Here is a 16,940-nt window from a genome sequence, read left to right as displayed (position 1 = left end):
CCAAAATGTCCAGTGGACGCCCGTGAACGCGGATATTCGAATATGTGATCGAGCATTGGACGCCGCCCAGAGCGGTTCTGTCGGTGGGCTCGGTATAATAGAACATGACCGCGAACACACATGTATTCGTGTTGAGATGTCCGAGGGGGTGGCACCGCATGACCGAGGCGATGAGCGAGGGGACGGGTCGGCGGTGGTCGGCCGCGGATTTCTGGTTGGGGGAGTCGTTGTGGCCGGCGTTGCTCGACGAGTTCGTCAGTGATGATGTGGTGGCCGAGGTGATCGCCTCGTACCGTGCCGATGGTGATGATACGCCGACGGGTCCGGTGATCGGCGTCAGTGATGAGGCGGTGAACGGTTGGTCGGGGCAGCTGATCACGCTGCAGCGCGGCGCCTGCTATCTCGCTTATCACAGGTACGTGGCGGTGCGGGAGATCGCGCAGCGGGTGCGGCGGTTACGTCCGGCCGATGAGGTTCATGACTTTCTGTTGGCGGATACCACGGCGTTGATCGGTGCGCGGGTCGGGCAGTTGCTGAGCATCTCGCAGCGGGCGGCGGAGGTGCTGGTGGAGCATGCCGATGTGATGCATGAGCGGGTGCCGAAGGTGTTCGAGCAGTTGCGGCAGGGTCGGATCGTGCCGGAGTTGGTGCCGGTGGTGGTGGCGTGCACCGAGTTGCTCGACGGGTGCGACACGGCGGCGGCGGTCGATGCCGAGGTGGCCGAGGAGTTGGCGCGGCATGGTGGGGCGTGGTCGCGGGCGCAGTTGGCGACGATGGTGGATCGGATCGTGTTCCGTCATGATCCGGATGCGGTGCGGGAGCGGTGTCGGCGTGCCGGTGACAAGCGGTCGGTGATCGCTCGGCCGCGTCCGGATGGGATGGCCTCGATCACGGCGACGATGACCGCGGAGAATGTGGCGATCGCGATGGCGGGGATTTCTCGGTTGGCTGATGCGGTGTGTGCCGAGGATCCGCGGACGCGGCGGCAGCGGTGTTCGGATGCGTGTTTCGCGTTGTTGTCGGGGACGGCGTTCGAGTGCTTGTGCGGTCGTGAGGAGTGTCCGGCGGTGATTCCGGAGGCGGGGACGGTGCCGCCGGCTGCGGCGGCGGTGATGGTGCATGTGGTGTGTGATGAGCGCACCTATGCGGCGGCCGAAGAAGCCGCGGCGGCCGAGCGGGCCGCGGCGCAAGAGCGGGCTGCAGCGGCTGAACGCGCAGCGGCGCAGGCTGATTCCGTGGCCGTTGATGCCGAGGACGTGTTCACCGAGGGTGCATCCGGGTCGGGTCGTGGGGTGCAGCAGTGCGTCGCCGACGGTGAACCAGCCGAATCCACCGCCGAGCCGTCCACCACTGAGCCATCCACTGTTGACGGTGACCTCGTCGGCGGTGCTGCGGCAAGCGACGCGAATGTAGCTGCCGCGCAGTCAGATACCGGCGATACGCCTGCGTCTGCTGGTTCTGCGGCGTTCATCTTCGGGCAGGGTGTGGTCTCGGATGTACAGGCGTTCGGGTTGATCACCCGGCCCGATGCGGTGGTGCGGCGGCTGATCGGGCCGCATGCGGTGGTCGGTCCCGATGGCGGTATCGAGGTGTCGGCGACCGCGCCGGGGAATCCGTATCGGCCGTCGTCGGTGCTGGATCGGTTCGTACGGATCCGTGACGGGTGGACGGTCACCCCGGGTGAGGATCGCTCGGCGATGAGCGCCGAGGTCGATCACGTCGCCGAGTTCGATCACCGCAACCCCGGTGCGGGTGGTGCGACGGTGCCGGACAACCTGAATGCGAAGTCACGGTTTGCGCACCTGCTCAAGACATTCGGGGCGGGCTGGCTCGATGAGCAGTACCGCGACGCCGACGGTCGGTTGCGCACGGAGTTCCTCACTCCCGAGGGCATGGTGATTCTCGGTAATCCGTTCACCCTCGAAGACCTGTTTCCCGGGTTGGCGCGCATCCGGTTCCGGGCACCACCCACGCCGGCCCCGGGCGAGGCAGCACCTGCCGAGTCGGCGCGCATTCTGCAACCCACCCGACGCATGAGTCGGGTGGAGGCCAAACACGCCCGCCGACGCCAGGAACGCGAACGCAACAAACGCCGCCGCGAAGCGCAAGAACACCGCGAAGCCCGGGAACGCGGCGCAGTCGAGTAGTCACCCTGACGCCATGCTCGCGCGGAGGGTCAGGGCGACCACCAATCGGGTGGCGGGATCGTCGAGGTCCATTCCGGTGAGTTCCTGGATGCGTCGGATGCGGTAGCGCAGCGTGTTGGGGTGCACGTGGAGTGCGTCTGCGGCGGCGCGGACGTCGCCGAAATGGTCGAGGTATGCCCGAAGTGAGATCGTCAGGTCGCCACCCGATCGGCGATCGCGCTCGGCGAGATCGATCACCCGGGAGTCGATCAGTTCCGGATTCGATTCGATGAGGGCGATGATCTCACCGAGCAGCACACCGGTTTTCGACTCGCCGACCGTCGTCACGGCCTGGATCAGACCGGCTTCGCGGTGCGCGGCGTCGAGTACCCGGTCGGCCTGGCCGCGGAGGTTCGGCACGCTCGCGACCTCCGGACCCGGTCCCGCGATCACCGCACGGGCATCGACTCCGAACTGCCGGCGCGCAGCGGTGACGGCCGAGGTGGCCCAGTCGACGGTGGCGTCCAACGCGGCACCGGGGAGTACGACATAGGCGCGGCCGGCCAGCGTCGTGGTGACCGACAGTGGACTGAATGCGCTGGCATGCAGGGTCAGTGCCGACACCACGCCCGCCGCCGAGAGGGGGGCCGCCGCATCGGTCTCGGCTCCGGACAATCCGTCAAACGCCACGACAATCACACCCGAAGACGGCGAGATGCCCAGTTGCGCACAGAGATACGGAACATCGACGACATCGCCGCGCGCCCCGAGGAGGCGCCGCACCAATTCGTCGTGTCCGGTTCCGGCGTTGCGGCGTCGGACGATGATCCGGGCGGCCACGGCGGCGGCACCGGTCAGCACCTCGGCGGCGTCGTCGGACAGCGGCTCACGTCCCTGCTGAATCCACATGGTGCCCAGGTGTTCTCCGCGGATCGGGTCCTCGTGCGGGGCGCGGATGCCGACCGCGAGTCGTGGGCGCAGTCCGAGGTCCGCCCGTTCGTCGACGGAGACCACCTCGGTGGTGGTGCGCAGCGCATCCATCACACCCCATTGCCGAAGCCACGCAAGCATCTCCGGCGGCCCCTCGCGTCCCAGGATGGACAATCGCCGGAGTTCGTCGGCCTCGTCCCCGGCGCTGCTGTAGGCCAGGACGTGGGAATGATCGTCCTCGATGCTCACCAGCCCGTGGGTGCGGCGGGCGACCTCGGCGGCGAGGTCGAACAGATCGCCGACGGTGCCCGACCGCATGGATTCGGCGTCGGCTGATGGTGCGGCCGCGGCCCCGACCACATGCGTCACCAGGTTGTAGATGCGCTCCCACCGTGCGTGCGGGTCCACGGAAACCACGGCGACACCGAGATCGGTCAGATGCGCGGTGAGCTCCGGGGTGGGGGACTTGATCATCACCGCGGCCGGGCGGGCGCTGTCATAGGTCGACAGCCAGGCGGTCACGGCCTCCGGTGTGGCCCCGACCAACAGGAACAGGTCGGCGGAGCGGGTCGAGGCCCGCAACGGGAGATGGAGATCGTCGGGATCGAGCAACGAGACGGAGTCGATGGGGACATCGAGGCCGCGGGGCGCCGCATCCAGCGACACCAGGGTGCGGTCGAGTGCGAGTACCAACTGCCCCAAGCCGATCCCGCCTTTGTCCATGTCGACAAAGATACTGTCCGCACAGACAAAAGAGCGGCGTCCGCCGGGGAGAGATCCCGGCGGACGCCGTCTGGGGCTGCAGAGTGGCCCAGAGGTGGTGCGACTCAGAGGGTGTGCGACTCAGAGGATGGTGAGCATCTCGTTGTAGGTGGGCAGCGGCCACAGATCGTCGGCGACGACGGTCTCGAGCTTGTCGGCGACCTCACGGACCGCGGTCATCGCCGGGATCAGCGACTTCAGCGCGTACTCCGACTCCTCCTCGACACCCTCGCCGTGGAATCCGTCGATGGCCTCCTCGAGGGCGTCCATCACCTTGTTGAGCGCCTTGACCGAGGTGGTCATGGTGTTCAACGCGGGGGTCTCCATGTCGATGCCGGCGGCCTTCAGGCTGGCCGCGGTGCTCGCGAGCTCACCCATGTACCGCGTGGCGGCGGGCAGGATGAGGGTCTTGGCGATCTCCAGGGTCTCCTTGGCCTCCACCAGCAGTGCCAGCGCGTACTGCTCGAGGACGACGTCCTTGCGCGCCTTGAGTTCCCGATCGGAGAGGATGCCGTACTTGCTCAGCAGTTCGATGTTCGCCGGCTCGTCGAGCTGGGCCATTGCGTCGACGGTGGTGCGCAGGTTGAGCAGACCGCGGGCCTGCGCCTCTTCCTGCCAGGCGTCGGAGTATCCGTCGCCGTTGAAGACCACCTTGCCGTGCTCGGTGATGATCTCCTCGAGCAGCTTCTGCACGGCGTCGTTGAACTCGGCGCCGTCTCCGATCGCCTTCTCCAGGTAGGTGCAGACGTAGTCGAGCGACTCGGCCAGGATCGCGTTGATCGCGATCATCGGGTCGGCGATCGACTGGTTGGAGCCGGGTGCACGGAACTCGAAGCGGTTGCCGGTGAAGGCGAACGGGCTGGTGCGGTTGCGGTCGCCGGCATCGGCCTTGAGCGGCGGCAGGGTGTCGACACCGAGCTCGATGACGCCGGCCTGCTTGCTCTCCTTGGCACCACCCTTGGCGATCTGATCGAACACGTCGGCCAGCTGCTCGCCGAGGAAGATCGAGATGATCGCCGGCGGGGCCTCGTTGGCACCGAGACGGTGATCGTTGGAGGCCGAGGCGATCGAGCTGCGCAGCAGGCCGCTGTACTTGTGCACACCGCGGATGATGGCGGCGCAGAACACCAGGAACTGCACGTTGTCGTGCGGGGTGTCACCCGGCAGGAGCAGATTGCCCTGGTTGGAGTTGCCCAGCGAGAAGTTGACGTGCTTGCCCGAACCGTTGACGCCGGCGAAGGGCTTCTCGTGCAGCAACGCCACCATGCCGTAGCGCTCGGCGACCTTCTTGATGGTCGTCATCATGAGCTGCTGGTGATCGTGGGAGATGTTGGACCGCTCGAAGACCGGGGCGATCTCGAACTGCCCCGGGGCGACCTCGTTGTGGCGGGTCTTCGACGGGATGGCGAGCTTGAACAGCTCCCGGTCCAGCTCGATCATGAAGGCCAGCACGCGGTCGGGGATCGCGCCGAAGTAGTGGTCGTCGAACTCCTGGCCCTTGGACGGCTTGGCGCCGAACAGGGTGCGGTTGGTGGTCATCAGGTCCGGCCGCGCGAAGTAGAAGTGGCGATCGATCAGGAAGTACTCCTGCTCGGGACCGGCGAAGGACACCACGGTGTCGACGTCGTCGTGGCCGAAGAGCTTGAGCAGACGCATGGCCTGCTTGCTCATCGCCTGCTGGCTGCGCAGCAGCGGCGTCTTCTTGTCGAGGGCCTCACCGGTCCACGAGATGAAGATCGTCGGGATGCACAGGGTGTTCCCGTTCTTGTTCTCCAGGATGTAGGCGGGGCTGGTGACGTCCCAGCCGGTGTAGCCGCGTGCCTCGAAGGTGCCGCGCAGGCCGCCGTTGGGGAACGACGACGCGTCGGGCTCACCCTGCAGCAGCGTCTTGCCCTGGAACTCGGCCAGCGAACCGTCCGCGCCGTCGGGCTCGAGGAAGGAGTCGTGCTTCTCGGCCGTGAAGCCGGTCAGCGGGTAGAAGACGTGGGCGTAGTGCGACGCCCCCTTCTCCATGGCCCAGTCCTTCATCGCGGAGGCGACGTAGTCGGCCAGGGTCGGATCGAGCGGTGCGCCCTTGTCGATGGTGGCCGCAACGGCCTTGAACACGTGCTTGGGGAGACGAGACTTCATCACCGACAGGCTGAAGACGTTGCGCCCGAAAGTGCCGGCCAACGGCTCATCGAAGCCTTCGGTATCCATCTCGTAGGTGGTCACGGCCTCGATGGCCTGACGGCGCGACATGCTGCCACTCATTCAATACTCCTGGGGTGTGGGTCCCCGGCGCGTGGGCGCTTGACGGTGCGCTGATCACATTGACCGGGACGTTGGTCGAGCGATACGACGCTATGAGTGGCAGGTACCCGCATCGTTGCGTGAATGTGACGCCCGTGAAAACTCAGTTCACGTGGCTGGACGAATCACGTCGGCCGGCCTGATGGTGACGGCCGCGACGACGATGCCGAGCACGATGCCGATCACCGTGTCGCCGACGCGGTCGAGTGCCATCTGTGGCGAGAGTGCGGCACCCAGGCCGGTCAGCAGCAGCGCCATCGGTGTCACCGCGGTCGAACACAGCGCGTAGTTCACCGTGGAGAAGATCTCCGCGAGGGTCTGGAACACGATGATCGCGGCGACCGCACCCCAGTATCCCAGCGGCAATGCCAGCAATGCGGCCGCGATCACGGCACCGGCCACATTGCCGAGGAGTCGGGCATATCCGCGGCTCACCGTGTGGTGATACGTGACCCCCTGCATCGCCGCGATCGCCCCCATCGCCGCCCACATCGGATGCGCCAGTCCGACGCCGGCCGCGATCGTCGCGGCGATGGCCGATGCCGCCGCCATCCGCCCGGCGATCACCAGCAGGTGACGGTGCCCGGCGGCGGAACGGCCGCCGACCAGGGTGCGCCACAGGGATTCGCGCGTGGCCGAGTCGGGCGCGGTGGTGGAGGGGCCCGACCGCAACAACCAGGGCGCCAACGCCGCCGCGATCCCGATGACCGCACCGACCGCGGTGGCGGTGACCGCACGTCCCACGTCGGCGGCATCGTGGGCGAAGCCGGCGGCGCCCGCCGCCGCGAACACCAGGATGACCGCACCCGGACCGACGATGTGCAGCGCCGAGACCAGATAGGACGCGACACCGGCCAGCAGGGAGATGACGACGATCTCCACCGCCAGGGGTGCCGATGACGCGCCGAGCGTCGCACCCACGGCGATGGCCCCGGTGATCGCGACACCGAGTGCCACCAGGCGGGTCGCGCGCACGGGGTAGGGGTCCGGCCGGCAGAACGCCGAGACCAGCGCACCGAGTGCGGCGAGGCCGGCGACGTCGCGGTGCCCGAGCGCTCCGCCGGCGATCAGGACGACCCCGACGGCGATCCCGACTCGGATCGGGGCGGCCACACCCGCGCGGCTCAGGTCGATGTGCATCGCATCGCGCCACGCTTGAGTGCTCACCGCGTGCCGGAGGGCGGCGCGGCGGTGGGGCACGGCGTTGGGCATGGGATGAACAGCGGACGTCATAGAATTACTTTATCACTATTTTACTAGTGAAATATGTGATGGTCACTACGATGACGAGGTGACCGAAGACGCCGCGCGCCCGCCGGACCTGGTGGATCGCATCATGGGTGAGTGGGCGGCGGCCTACCCCGATCTGGATGTCTCGCCGATCGGGATCCTCGGGCGGGTGCAGCGGATCGCGTCGGTGACCAGCGCCCAGCTCGACCGCAACCTCGAGGCACACGGGATCGGCCGCTCGGAGTTCGACGTCCTCGGCGCCCTCGTCCGCGCCACCCGTCCGTTGCGGGCCAGCGAGGTCGTGTCGACGACGATGCTCAGCGGGGCGTCGGTCACCAAGATCAGTGACAGTCTTTCTCGCCGGGGCCTGCTCGAACGTCGCAAGTCCGATCGGGACGGGCGGGTGGTGCTGCTCGTGGCGACCGACGAGGGACGACGCCTCGTCGACGAGGAGATTCCGCGGCGGCTGGAGGATGACCGGCGCGTGTTGTCGGCGCTCAGCGGTGCGGAGCGAGGCGTGCTCGCCGAACTGTTGCGCAAGATTTCGATGACACTGGGGGAATGAGAGCAGGGGGAGTGTCTGTGGGCAGGCTACGTCTGGCGCAACTGCGTGACGCCTTCTGGCTCGTGCCGATGTTGCTCGGAATCGCCGGGATCGCACTGGCTCAGATCCTCGTTGCCGTCGACCGGAAGGTGGGGTCGGCCGGCTCGGGTGGAGAGGGTGCACTCCTCTATCAGGTCGGGGTCAGCGGTGGCCGCGACATCCTGGGCGCGATCGGCGGGTCGATGCTGGCGGTGGCGGCCACCTCGTTCTCGATCACCATCTCGGTATTGGCCACCGCCAGTTCGACGTACGGCCCGCGGCTCGTGCGCAACTTCATGAACGATCGCGGAAACCAGTTCGTCCTGGGAATGTTCGGTGCAACGTTCCTGTACTCGCTGATGGTGCTCCGCGCGATTCGGGGTGGCAGCGAGGTCGGCGAGGAGTTCGTGCCCGACATCGCCATCAACGTCGCGGTACTCCTCGCGATCATCGATGTGATCGTCCTGGTGTACTTCATCAATCACATCGCCCGCTCGATCCAGGTGTCGACGCTCTCGGCGCGCGTACGCAGCGAGCTGGATGCCGTTGTGCGCACCCAGTACCCCGAGTCCGAACCGGAAGAGTCGTGCCCGGCTCCGGCGCCCGACGGCGGTAGCGCGGTGGACTCGCGGACCTCGGGATTCGTCATCGGAATCGACGAGGACGGTCTGCTCGACGAGGCCGAGAAGTCGGACTGTCTCATCGTCCTCCGTGTGCGTCCCGGCGATCACGTCATCGACGGTGACCGCCTGGCGACGCTGCACGGAACCGATGATCGGCAGAGCGTGAGCGCGGACGTGTGCCGCCACGTCCATCTGGGCGAGACGCGAACCCCGTACCAGGACATCCAATTCGCGGTGCAGCAGCTCACCGAGATGGCGGTGCGGGCGCTGTCGCCGGGAACCAACGATCCCTACACCGCACACAACGCCCTCAATGAACTCGCGGCGTCGTTGGTGCCGTTGGCCCGACGCCGCGCACCGCAACTGGGTCGGCGCGGCGACGACGGGACCTTGCGGCTGGTGGTGACCCGGCTGCCGCTGACCGAGCTGATCGACGACGTGTTCGGGGCTGTGCGCACGTATGCGATCGGCCATCCGATCGCGATGACCGCGGCGATCCTTCTGGCCCGTCGGCTCGGTGTCGCGGCGGTCGAACCCGATGTCCGCGCCGCAGTGCTGTCGCATCTCGAGCTCATCCACGACGCTCTCGATCGTGTCGACGACCAGGTCGACGCCCAGTTCTGCCGTGGCGAGATCGACGAGGCGCGCACCGCGATTGCGGCGGCATGAGCATTCCGGGGATGCGCTGGATTCACCCGACCGGCCTGGTGGCCGAGCGCTGTTCGAGCATCACGCCGATCAGTCCCACCTCGGACGACTGAGTGCTGATCATGTCCCGCACCGTCTGACGCACCGCCCCGTGACTCACCATCGGGTCGACCGTCTGTGCCATCGCGATGCCGCCCTGATGGTGGCGATACATCAGCGTGAGGAAGAGGTCCTCGGCCGCTTGCCCCGACGCGGCGGCCAGGCGATCGAGTTGTTCGGTCGTCGCCATCCCAGGCATGGCGGTATGTGGCATGGCCATACCCGGCATGGTCGTGTCGTGGCCGGCATGCATCCAGGTCATGGGGGTGGGGTTCTGCATCGGTGCGCCGGTCAATCGCAGCCATCCGATCATGGTCCCCAGCTCATATCGCTGTGATTCGGAGATCTGACGTGCCAGCGCGCGAACTCCCGGATCGATGCCGTCGCGGTCGACGGACTTGCCCATGACGACAGCCTGCTGGTGGTGGCCGATCATGTCCTGCAGGAAAGCCGTTTCCACCGATGTCAGCGGCGCGGCGCTCGCGATGGGTGGATGCTCGACCCAGAGGCGGAGGGTGTATCCGACGATGGTCGCCACGAGGAGGGCAATCACCACCACCACAGCACTCGGCCGGGGTCGGGGCAGGATCATGATCCCACCGTCGACTGTTGATCCGCCGGTGGCGAATACACGCCGTCGGCGAGCCGGAGAACCTGAAAACCGCTGTCCGAACAGGTAACCCACAGTTCACGTCCGCGCCACTCCGGCGGTGAGGCGCACCAGTCGGTGGACTGGTCGGCCGTCGTCGAACCGATGCGTGGGCTGATGGCCTGATCGGGATCGAACGAGCCGTCGGCGATGGAGTGCAGGATCGCGGGAGCGCTGAGCAGCGGTACCCCGAGCGCGGCGAGCAATGCGTGTGGCGAGTTGGTGAGAACGTCGCCGTGGCGAGGATGTGTCGGCGGGTTGTAGTACGCGATCTCGCGGACCTGCAACGGATCACGGACATCGAAGACGCGGACTCCGGAGGAGAACCACCCGCACGCCAACGCCGTCGGATTCGTCGGGCGATCGGCCGCGCAGTAGTGCGATTCATAGGCGAAGACGCCGCCGCCCGAACTCGATGCGACCGACGAATCCTGATTCTGTCGGAGGTTGATCTGTAGTTTCAGCCGGTTGACGATACGCGGATTGCGGGGATCGGAGACGTCGATCACCTTGACCCCGCCGGAACCGCCCTCGTCGACCGTGAACGCGAAAGGCTTGTCGCCGTAGGTGACCGGAATGGCGTGCTGGGTGGCCCAGCCGTCGCTCCAGGTGAGTTCGGACAGCCGCACCGCACTCGGATGGTGCTCACGACGCTGGATCGAGGAGACGTCCCAGACGCTGATCCCGCCGGTGTTGCTCGCGAGATACAGACGATTGCCGTCAGCACTCACCCCGATGCCGTGCGTGGACAGCCCCGTGACGCCCTGCCAGAGCACGTGCGGATGTGCGGGGTCGGTGAGGTCGACGGCGCTGAGGAATCCCGGGCCGAGTCCGGACGCCCAATAGGTGCGCCCATCGGGGGAGAAGCCGCCCTCATGCGCGGTGACCGGCAACGGCATCGAGGTCGACCCGGTATCCGGATTGAGGAGTCTGGGTGCGGCACAGTCGGATACGTCGTACACGGCGAGAAGACCCGCGCCGAAGAGGGCGGGCACCCCGGTGCCGACCAACAACTTCGAGGTGCGGTTGGCCTTGAGGGATTCCCACGTTCCGGCGAGCATGGCGGGCGCGGTGAGTCGCTGGGTCGGACGCGGATTCCGTGGATCGCTCGCGTCGATCACCTGCACGCCCGTTTCCGGTCCGAACAGGCTGCCGGGAAACAGGCTCCCCATGTAGGCGCAGGTGTCATGGCTCGTCGAGGTGATTCCGCCGCCTCGTCCGGCATATGCGCCGACCGCGGAGATGTTGCACGAGTAGCCGCCCGCGCTGCGTCCCGAATCGCGTTCGGCGGCAGGAACATCGCCCTGCAGGCCGGGTTCCGGGTGGGAACCGGGTCCGCACTGGGCAACGGCGACCGCGGCGGGTGCCGGATCGGCGTGGGCCGGCCAGCCGACGAGGGCGGCGACGACGGTCGCGGCGATCATCGACGCGCAGGCCTGATGGCGAGTGACAAGCATGCAGAGACGCACGGAATCCCCTTGGAGAGTGGCGGGTGCGACAGTCGGAGCAAATGAGTGTGGTGGACCACTGTGCCGCCAATTATTGACACATACCACTGCAGTTGTCTAGTTTTGGGGTCGTTGTGTCCCGGTGATCGGCGCGGTCGGGGGGTCGTTCCGGCGCCGACGTCGTACTGTCCTGTCCTGCAGTCGTTTTCATGTCCGTGTTGAGCCCCGTGTGGGGCGTCGACCCTGAGGGGGATCTTCTTTGATGTCATCACTCGTCACATCGTCGGTCTCGCGCCGCGGATTTCTGATCGGTGCCGCATCCGCGGGCGCCGCCGGTGTCGTGGCCGCGACGGCCGGCGTCGGCCGCGGTTTCGGCGCACCGACCCGCACCACCCCCGTCACCCGCGAAGAACATCGCGTCGTCGTGATCGGGTCCGGTTTCGGCGGTGGGGTAGCCGCACTGCGCCTCACCTCCGCCGGTGTGCCGGTGACACTCCTCGAACGCGGTCGGCGCTGGGTCACCGGCCCCAATGCCACCACCTTCCCGAACGCGACCAACCCGGACAAGCGCATCCTCTGGCATCAGTCCACCCCGCAGGTGTTCGGCAGGCCGCTGTCGGTCGATCCCTATGTCGGACTCTTCGAGTCGATCAGCGACGAGAACATGACCGTCATGGTCGCGGCCGGGCTCGGTGGCGGATCGCTTGTGTATCAAGGGATGACGCTCAAGCCGATCGAGTCCGTGTTCACCTCGCACTTCCCCGCGGGCATCGACTGGCGTGCGATGGACACCATCTACTACCCCCGGGTCGCCAGAATGCTCGGCGCCGCGGTGGCGCCCGACTCGCTGATCCGGAGTCCGAATTATCGTGCCGCACGGGAATTCGCCGCCCACGCCCGCCGCGCCGGACTGCCCGTGCAGAAGATCCCGATGCCCATCGACTGGGACTACGCCCTCGCCGAACTGGCCGGAAGGATGCGTCCGGCCTACACAGACGGAAGCGGGGCCATCGGCGTCAACAACGGCGGCAAACACAGCGTCGACGTCACCTACATCGCGCAGGCCGAACGCACCGGACTCCTCGACGTCCGAACCCTGCACGACGTCACCGACATTCGCAGGGCGCGCGATGGACGATGGGTCGTCGAGGTGCACCGCACCGACGAGACCGGACGCGTCCTGGAGACCAAGGTGTTGACGACCGGCGCGCTGATCCTGGCCGCCGGAAGCATGAACACCACGCGAATGTTGATGCGCGCCAGGGCGACCGATGCCATCGGCGACCTACCCGACACGTTGGGGCAGGGGTGGGGGACCAACGCCGACCGGATCTACATCTGGAACAGCCCGACCTCGGATTTCGGTGCCACGCAAGGTGGTCCGGTGGTCTACGGCAGTCCCAACTGGTCCGATCCCGCGAACGCCTTCACCCTCATCCAGGCCTCCATCCCGCCGCTACCGGTGGATGCGCACAGCACGATGATGGTCGGGTACGGGGTGAGCAACGCTCGCGGTCACTTCGTCTATGACGCAGCGCGACACCAGGCGGTACTCCGATGGCCGCACGAGGGCGATGCTTCGATCCAGACCCGCCACCTGCATCCGGCCGCCACCCGGATTGCCGGTCCCGGATCGACACTCGTCGACACCAACGCGATCGTGCCGTCGACGTGGCATCCGGTGGGCGGCGCGAACATGGGGTCGGTCTGTGACCTCGACGGACGCGTCCTGGGACAGCGGGGCCTCTATGTGGTCGACGGCGCGCTCATGCCGGGTAACTCCGCGGCGTGCAACCCGTCGATGACGATCGCGGCCATCGCCGAGCGGGCGCTGGACCGCATCGTCGCCAACGACGTCGGATCAGCCATCTGAGGGGCGGGCCATCGCATCGAGTGCGGGCCGAAGCCAGCGACCGAGGAACGCCCGCAGTTCGTCGTCGGAGCGGTGGCCGTCGTCGACGGCGACGAGTGAGACGCTCAACAGTGCGGTCATGTCGACGATGTCGGCGAAGTGCGGTCGGTACTCGGGTTTGTCGGTGACGGCCGGTCGCAGGATCTCCGCAGCCACCTCCCGGGTGCGCGCCATCGCCCCCTCGTCGAAGAACGGGTGACTCTCCTGCGAGTTCAGCAACACCGACAGGGCCGGGTCGGCGATGGCCATCGAACGACCCGCGATGATGAACTCGATCAGGAAGTCACCGAAGTCGGTGATGCCCTCGAGTCGATCGTGGATCTCGCGCATGGCGGAGATGGCGAGTTCACCCATGGCCTGGGACACCATGTCCTCGCGGGAACCGAAGATCGAGTACACCGTCTGCCGGGACACTCCGGCCTTCGCGGCGACCGCAGCGATGCTGGCGGCTGCGAAGCCCTCGGTGGAGATCAGGTCGAGCGTTGCCTCGATGATCTTGCCTCGCGATCGCATACGTCATTATGGCTCGGATGGCGGAGACCGAAGGCCGTGACGGGGTACATGCCGTCGGCCATTGTCTCAGTGCGTAGTGTGGCGCGTGGCGAGGCGCACGTGCCGTGCGCCTCGGCGAACCGACAGGAGGGGTCCGTCATGGGCGTTGTCAGGCATTCGTCCCAGATTTCCGTGCCGCGCGCTGCGGTGTTCGAGTACATCAACGACTACACCAACGTCCCCGAATACATGTTCGGGGTGCACAAGTTCGCGCCGCAGACCGAGGTCACCAGCGGCGTCGGGTCGGTCTTCGACGTCGAGTTGAAGGCCGGGCCGAAGACCCTGAAGTCGGTCGTCGAGACGATCGAGTGGGTCGAACACGAGTTCATCGTGCTCAAGGCGATCGACGGGTTCCAGGCCAACACCACCTGGAAGTTCCGCGATACCGACGGCGGCACCGAGGTCCATGCCGAGTTCGAGTACCTCCTTCCCGGCGGACTGGCCGGCCGGGCGCTGGGCGCGATCATGGAGCCGTTCGCGGCCCAGGCGGTCCGGCACACGGAGAAAAAACTGCGCGACGAATTGGAGTGATTCGTATGGTCTCCCTCTCTCCCGGCGCCGTGTCGTCGGCGGTTTTCGACGTCATGCAGCGTCGGACGATGCTGCCGGCCGTCATCGAGGACACCCTCACCGGTCGCGGACGAGACGTCGCCGGCCTGCGGGTGGTGGTGACCGGCGCATCCGCCGGCATCGGCCGGGTGGCCACGCAGCAACTCGCCGCGCGCGGGGCGCAGGTGATCGCCGTGGCGCGCCGCGAGGAGGAGTTGGCCTCGCTGGCCGGCGAGACCGGCTGCGACTATCTGGTGGCCGACCTGTCCGACGAGGCCGACACCGACCGGCTGCTCGGTGAGCTGTCCGGGCGGGAGATCGATGTCCTCGTGAACAATGCCGGCCGGTCGATCCGGCGGTCCATCATCGACTCCACCGACCGGCTCCACGACTACCGGCGCACCATGGCGATCAACTACTTCGCCGCCGTCCAATTGAGCCTGGGACTGTTGCCCGGCATGGTCGAGCGCGGTCACGGGCAGATCGTCAACGTCTGCACGTGGGGACTGATGGCCGGAACCTTCCCGCGGTTCTCCGCCTACGCGGCGTCGAAGAATGCGCTGTCGATTTTCGGGCGTAGCCTCAACGCCGAACGGCCCCATCCGGGCGTGCGTGCCACCAATATCTACTATCCACTGGTGCGGACCGAGATGATCTCGCCCACAGCCGAATACGACGACGTGGCGGCACTGTCGGTGGACGAGGCGGCGAATTGGATCGTCCGGGCGATCACCCACCGGCCCGAACGCATCGCTCCCGCCGCCCTGCGGACGGTGCTGCCGGTCCTCGATTACCTCTCGGCACCCACCGCGGACCGCGCGATGGGCGCCATCACCTGAGAGATCAGGCCGCGAGGTCGTGTGACAGCCGATCGATCGCCGCCCGCGCGAACACCTGTTGCTCGGTGACCGCCAACTGATGACGGTTGCGGGAGGTGAAGGCCAGGGTCCAGTCGATGAACGTGATGAACCGGTTGCGGAACCCCACCAGGTACAGCAAGTGCAGGAACAGCCACCCCAGCCAGGCGAAGAAGCCGGAGAACTCGACGGCCCGTGAGGTGCCCGGGATGGGTACCCGGGCGACCGCGCAATGCCGGGCGACGGTCGCCATCGAGCCTTTGTCCCAGTAGGCGAACGGCTTTCGGTCGCGATAGGTGCCGTTGATCCGGGCGACGACGGCGTCGGCGGCGTACCGCCCGGACTGATTGGCGGCCGGGGCCTGACCGGGGACTCCGTCGACGGCCATCATGTCGCCGATCACGAACACCTCGGCATGGCCGGGGATGGTCAGGTCGGGTTCGACCCGTACCCGACCCGCGCGGTCGAGTTCCACCCCGCACTGCTCGGCGAGCTGTCGGCCGAGCGGACTGGCCGCGACCCCCGCCGACCACACCTTGCACTGACTTTCGATGCGACGCGTCGAACCGTCGGCCTGGCGCACCACGAGTCCGTCGTAGTCCATGTCCACGACCATCGCACCGAGTTGCACATCGACTCCCAGTGCGCGCAAACGCTTCTCGGCTCGGGAGCCCAACCTTTCACCGAACGGCGGCAACACCGCCGGTGCGGCGTCGAGCAGGATCACCCGTGCCTGCGTCGAGTCGATGGACCGGAAGGTGCCGCGCAGCGTCGTGCCGGCCATCTCCGCGATCTGACCGGCCATCTCGACGCCGGTGGCCCCGGCTCCGATCACCACGAACGTCAGCAGGCGATCACGCTCGATCGGGTCGGTGGACAGTTCGGCCTGCTCGAACGCCCCGAGGATGCGGCCGCGCAACTCGAGTGCATCGTCGACGGTCTTGAGGCCCGGCGCGAACTCCGCGAAATGATCGTTGCCGAAATAGGATTGGCCCGCACCGGCGGCGATGATCAGACTGTCATACCGAGTGGTGGTGACACGTTCGAGCATGCGTGAGGTCACCGCACGATTCTCCAGGTCGATGGCCTCGACATCGCCCAGTGCCACCGTCACATTCCGTTGGTCGCGAAGTATCACCCGCACCGGCGGTGCGATCTGGCCCTGCGAGATCACCCCGGTGGCGACCTGGTACAGCAACGGCTGGAACAGATGATGACTCGTGCGTGCGATCAGGGTGACGTCGACGTCGGCATGCTCGAGTCGACGAGCGGCAGCCAGCCCGCCGAACCCCGATCCGACGATGACGACATGGTGCCGGCGGGTCCTGCCGCCGGGAACCGGTACGCGCTGGGTCATGGCACGTTTCCTTCTGGTGTGGAATCGACACCCAGGCGGACGATGTCGGGAAACGGTGCTCCTTGCCGGTGGACTCCGGCTGCGCCAGTCGCACAACCGACGATAGCCCATCGAGCAACCGGTGGCGAGGCCGACTTAAATTCTTCGGCGCGAGAAAATCGTCGCCGCATTCGGGCGTGGACGGCGTCCGTCCCGACATTCTCTTTGCCTGTCTCAGCATCACGGGCCTACGGTGAATCGACCATCTGGAGCGACCGAGAGACCCGGCTCGTCGACGTCGCAGCAACCCGCCCCAGGGTGCTAACGCCGGGATCGATGGGAGA

At 67.0% G+C, this 16,940-nt stretch carries 13 protein-coding genes and 2 riboswitches; of the genes, 6 read left to right on the top strand and 7 right to left on the bottom strand.

Annotation, left to right across the window (positions count from 1 at the left end):
• The first annotated feature begins 158 nt into the window (after window positions 1-158).
• A complete protein-coding gene (locus ABLE94_RS17520; protein ID WP_348809415.1) occupies window positions 159-2,147 on the top strand; it encodes a DUF222 domain-containing protein in 1,989 nt (662 codons plus the stop codon).
• On the opposite strand, the gene ABLE94_RS17515 is transcribed toward ABLE94_RS17520, so the two are convergent.
• The 3 genes from ABLE94_RS17515 to ABLE94_RS17505 all read right to left on the bottom strand — a co-directional run bounded on the left by ABLE94_RS17515 (window position 2,148) and on the right by ABLE94_RS17505 (window position 7,343).
• On the bottom strand, window positions 2,148-3,779 hold the full coding sequence (locus tag ABLE94_RS17515) for a PucR family transcriptional regulator (protein ID WP_348809414.1): 1,632 nt from the start codon (window positions 3,777-3,779) through the stop codon (window positions 2,148-2,150).
• A 120-nt stretch (window positions 3,780-3,899) separates the two neighbouring features.
• Entirely contained in the window at window positions 3,900-6,071 is a 2,172-nt protein-coding gene (locus tag ABLE94_RS17510) for a glutamine synthetase III family protein (RefSeq protein WP_348809413.1), read from the bottom strand.
• 147 nt (window positions 6,072-6,218) lie between these two features.
• Complete coding sequence (locus tag ABLE94_RS17505) at window positions 6,219-7,343, bottom strand: FUSC family protein (RefSeq protein WP_348809412.1); 1,125 nt, start codon at window positions 7,341-7,343, stop codon at window positions 6,219-6,221.
• Between the two features lie 103 nt (window positions 7,344-7,446).
• Between ABLE94_RS17505 and ABLE94_RS17500 the strand changes: the two genes are divergently transcribed.
• Window positions 7,447-7,905 (top strand): MarR family winged helix-turn-helix transcriptional regulator, encoded by a 459-nt coding sequence (locus tag ABLE94_RS17500; protein WP_425476233.1) that lies wholly within the window; start codon window positions 7,447-7,449, stop codon window positions 7,903-7,905.
• Window positions 7,906-7,922: 17 nt separating this feature from the next.
• On the top strand, window positions 7,923-9,215 hold the full coding sequence (locus ABLE94_RS17495; protein WP_348809410.1) for a DUF2254 domain-containing protein: 1,293 nt from the start codon (window positions 7,923-7,925) through the stop codon (window positions 9,213-9,215).
• 22 nt (window positions 9,216-9,237) lie between these two features.
• Here the strand turns inward: ABLE94_RS17495 and ABLE94_RS17490 are convergent, their stop codons facing one another.
• Window positions 9,238-9,885, bottom strand: coding sequence for a DUF305 domain-containing protein (locus ABLE94_RS17490; RefSeq protein WP_348809409.1), 648 nt, complete (start codon window positions 9,883-9,885; stop codon window positions 9,238-9,240).
• Window positions 9,882-11,399: an LVIVD repeat-containing protein gene (locus tag ABLE94_RS17485; protein WP_348809408.1), complete on the bottom strand. Its 1,518-nt coding sequence runs from the start codon at window positions 11,397-11,399 to the stop codon at window positions 9,882-9,884. Before ABLE94_RS17485 ends, ABLE94_RS17490 begins: the two co-directional genes overlap by 4 nt.
• A gap of 253 nt (window positions 11,400-11,652) precedes the next feature.
• On the opposite strand from ABLE94_RS17485, the gene ABLE94_RS17480 reads away from it, so the two are divergent.
• Window positions 11,653-13,263, top strand: a complete 1,611-nt coding sequence (locus ABLE94_RS17480) for a GMC oxidoreductase (RefSeq protein ID WP_348809407.1) — start codon at window positions 11,653-11,655, stop codon at window positions 13,261-13,263.
• Here ABLE94_RS17480 and ABLE94_RS17475 read toward each other — a convergent pair.
• Entirely contained in the window at window positions 13,252-13,815 is a 564-nt protein-coding gene (locus ABLE94_RS17475; protein WP_348809406.1) for a TetR/AcrR family transcriptional regulator, read from the bottom strand. The two genes, ABLE94_RS17480 and ABLE94_RS17475, sit on opposite strands and share 12 nt — an antisense overlap.
• Before the next feature lie 138 nt (window positions 13,816-13,953).
• On the opposite strand from ABLE94_RS17475, the gene ABLE94_RS17470 reads away from it, so the two are divergent.
• Together ABLE94_RS17470 and ABLE94_RS17465 are read left to right on the top strand one after the other, a co-directional pair.
• The gene (locus ABLE94_RS17470; RefSeq protein ID WP_348809405.1) at window positions 13,954-14,385 is read left to right on the top strand and encodes an SRPBCC family protein; all 432 of its coding nucleotides are present in this window, start codon (window positions 13,954-13,956) and stop codon (window positions 14,383-14,385) included.
• Window positions 14,386-14,390: 5 nt separating this feature from the next.
• Window positions 14,391-15,242, top strand: coding sequence for an SDR family NAD(P)-dependent oxidoreductase (locus ABLE94_RS17465; protein WP_348809404.1), 852 nt, complete (start codon window positions 14,391-14,393; stop codon window positions 15,240-15,242).
• Between the two features lie 4 nt (window positions 15,243-15,246).
• Here the strand turns inward: ABLE94_RS17465 and ABLE94_RS17460 are convergent, their stop codons facing one another.
• Entirely contained in the window at window positions 15,247-16,617 is a 1,371-nt protein-coding gene (locus tag ABLE94_RS17460; protein WP_348809403.1) for an NAD(P)/FAD-dependent oxidoreductase, read from the bottom strand.
• Window positions 16,618-16,639: 22 nt separating this feature from the next.
• Window positions 16,640-16,719, bottom strand: a riboswitch (ZMP/ZTP riboswitch).
• A gap of 136 nt (window positions 16,720-16,855) precedes the next feature.
• A riboswitch (SAM riboswitch) is annotated at window positions 16,856-16,939 on the top strand.
• Window position 16,940: the final 1 nt, after the last annotated feature.

This window comes from Gordonia sp. VNK1 (assembly GCF_040049135.1).
Classification (GTDB): Bacteria; Actinomycetota; Actinomycetes; order Mycobacteriales; family Mycobacteriaceae; genus Gordonia; species Gordonia oleivorans.
This window is presented reverse-complemented; position numbering and strand designations above follow the sequence as displayed.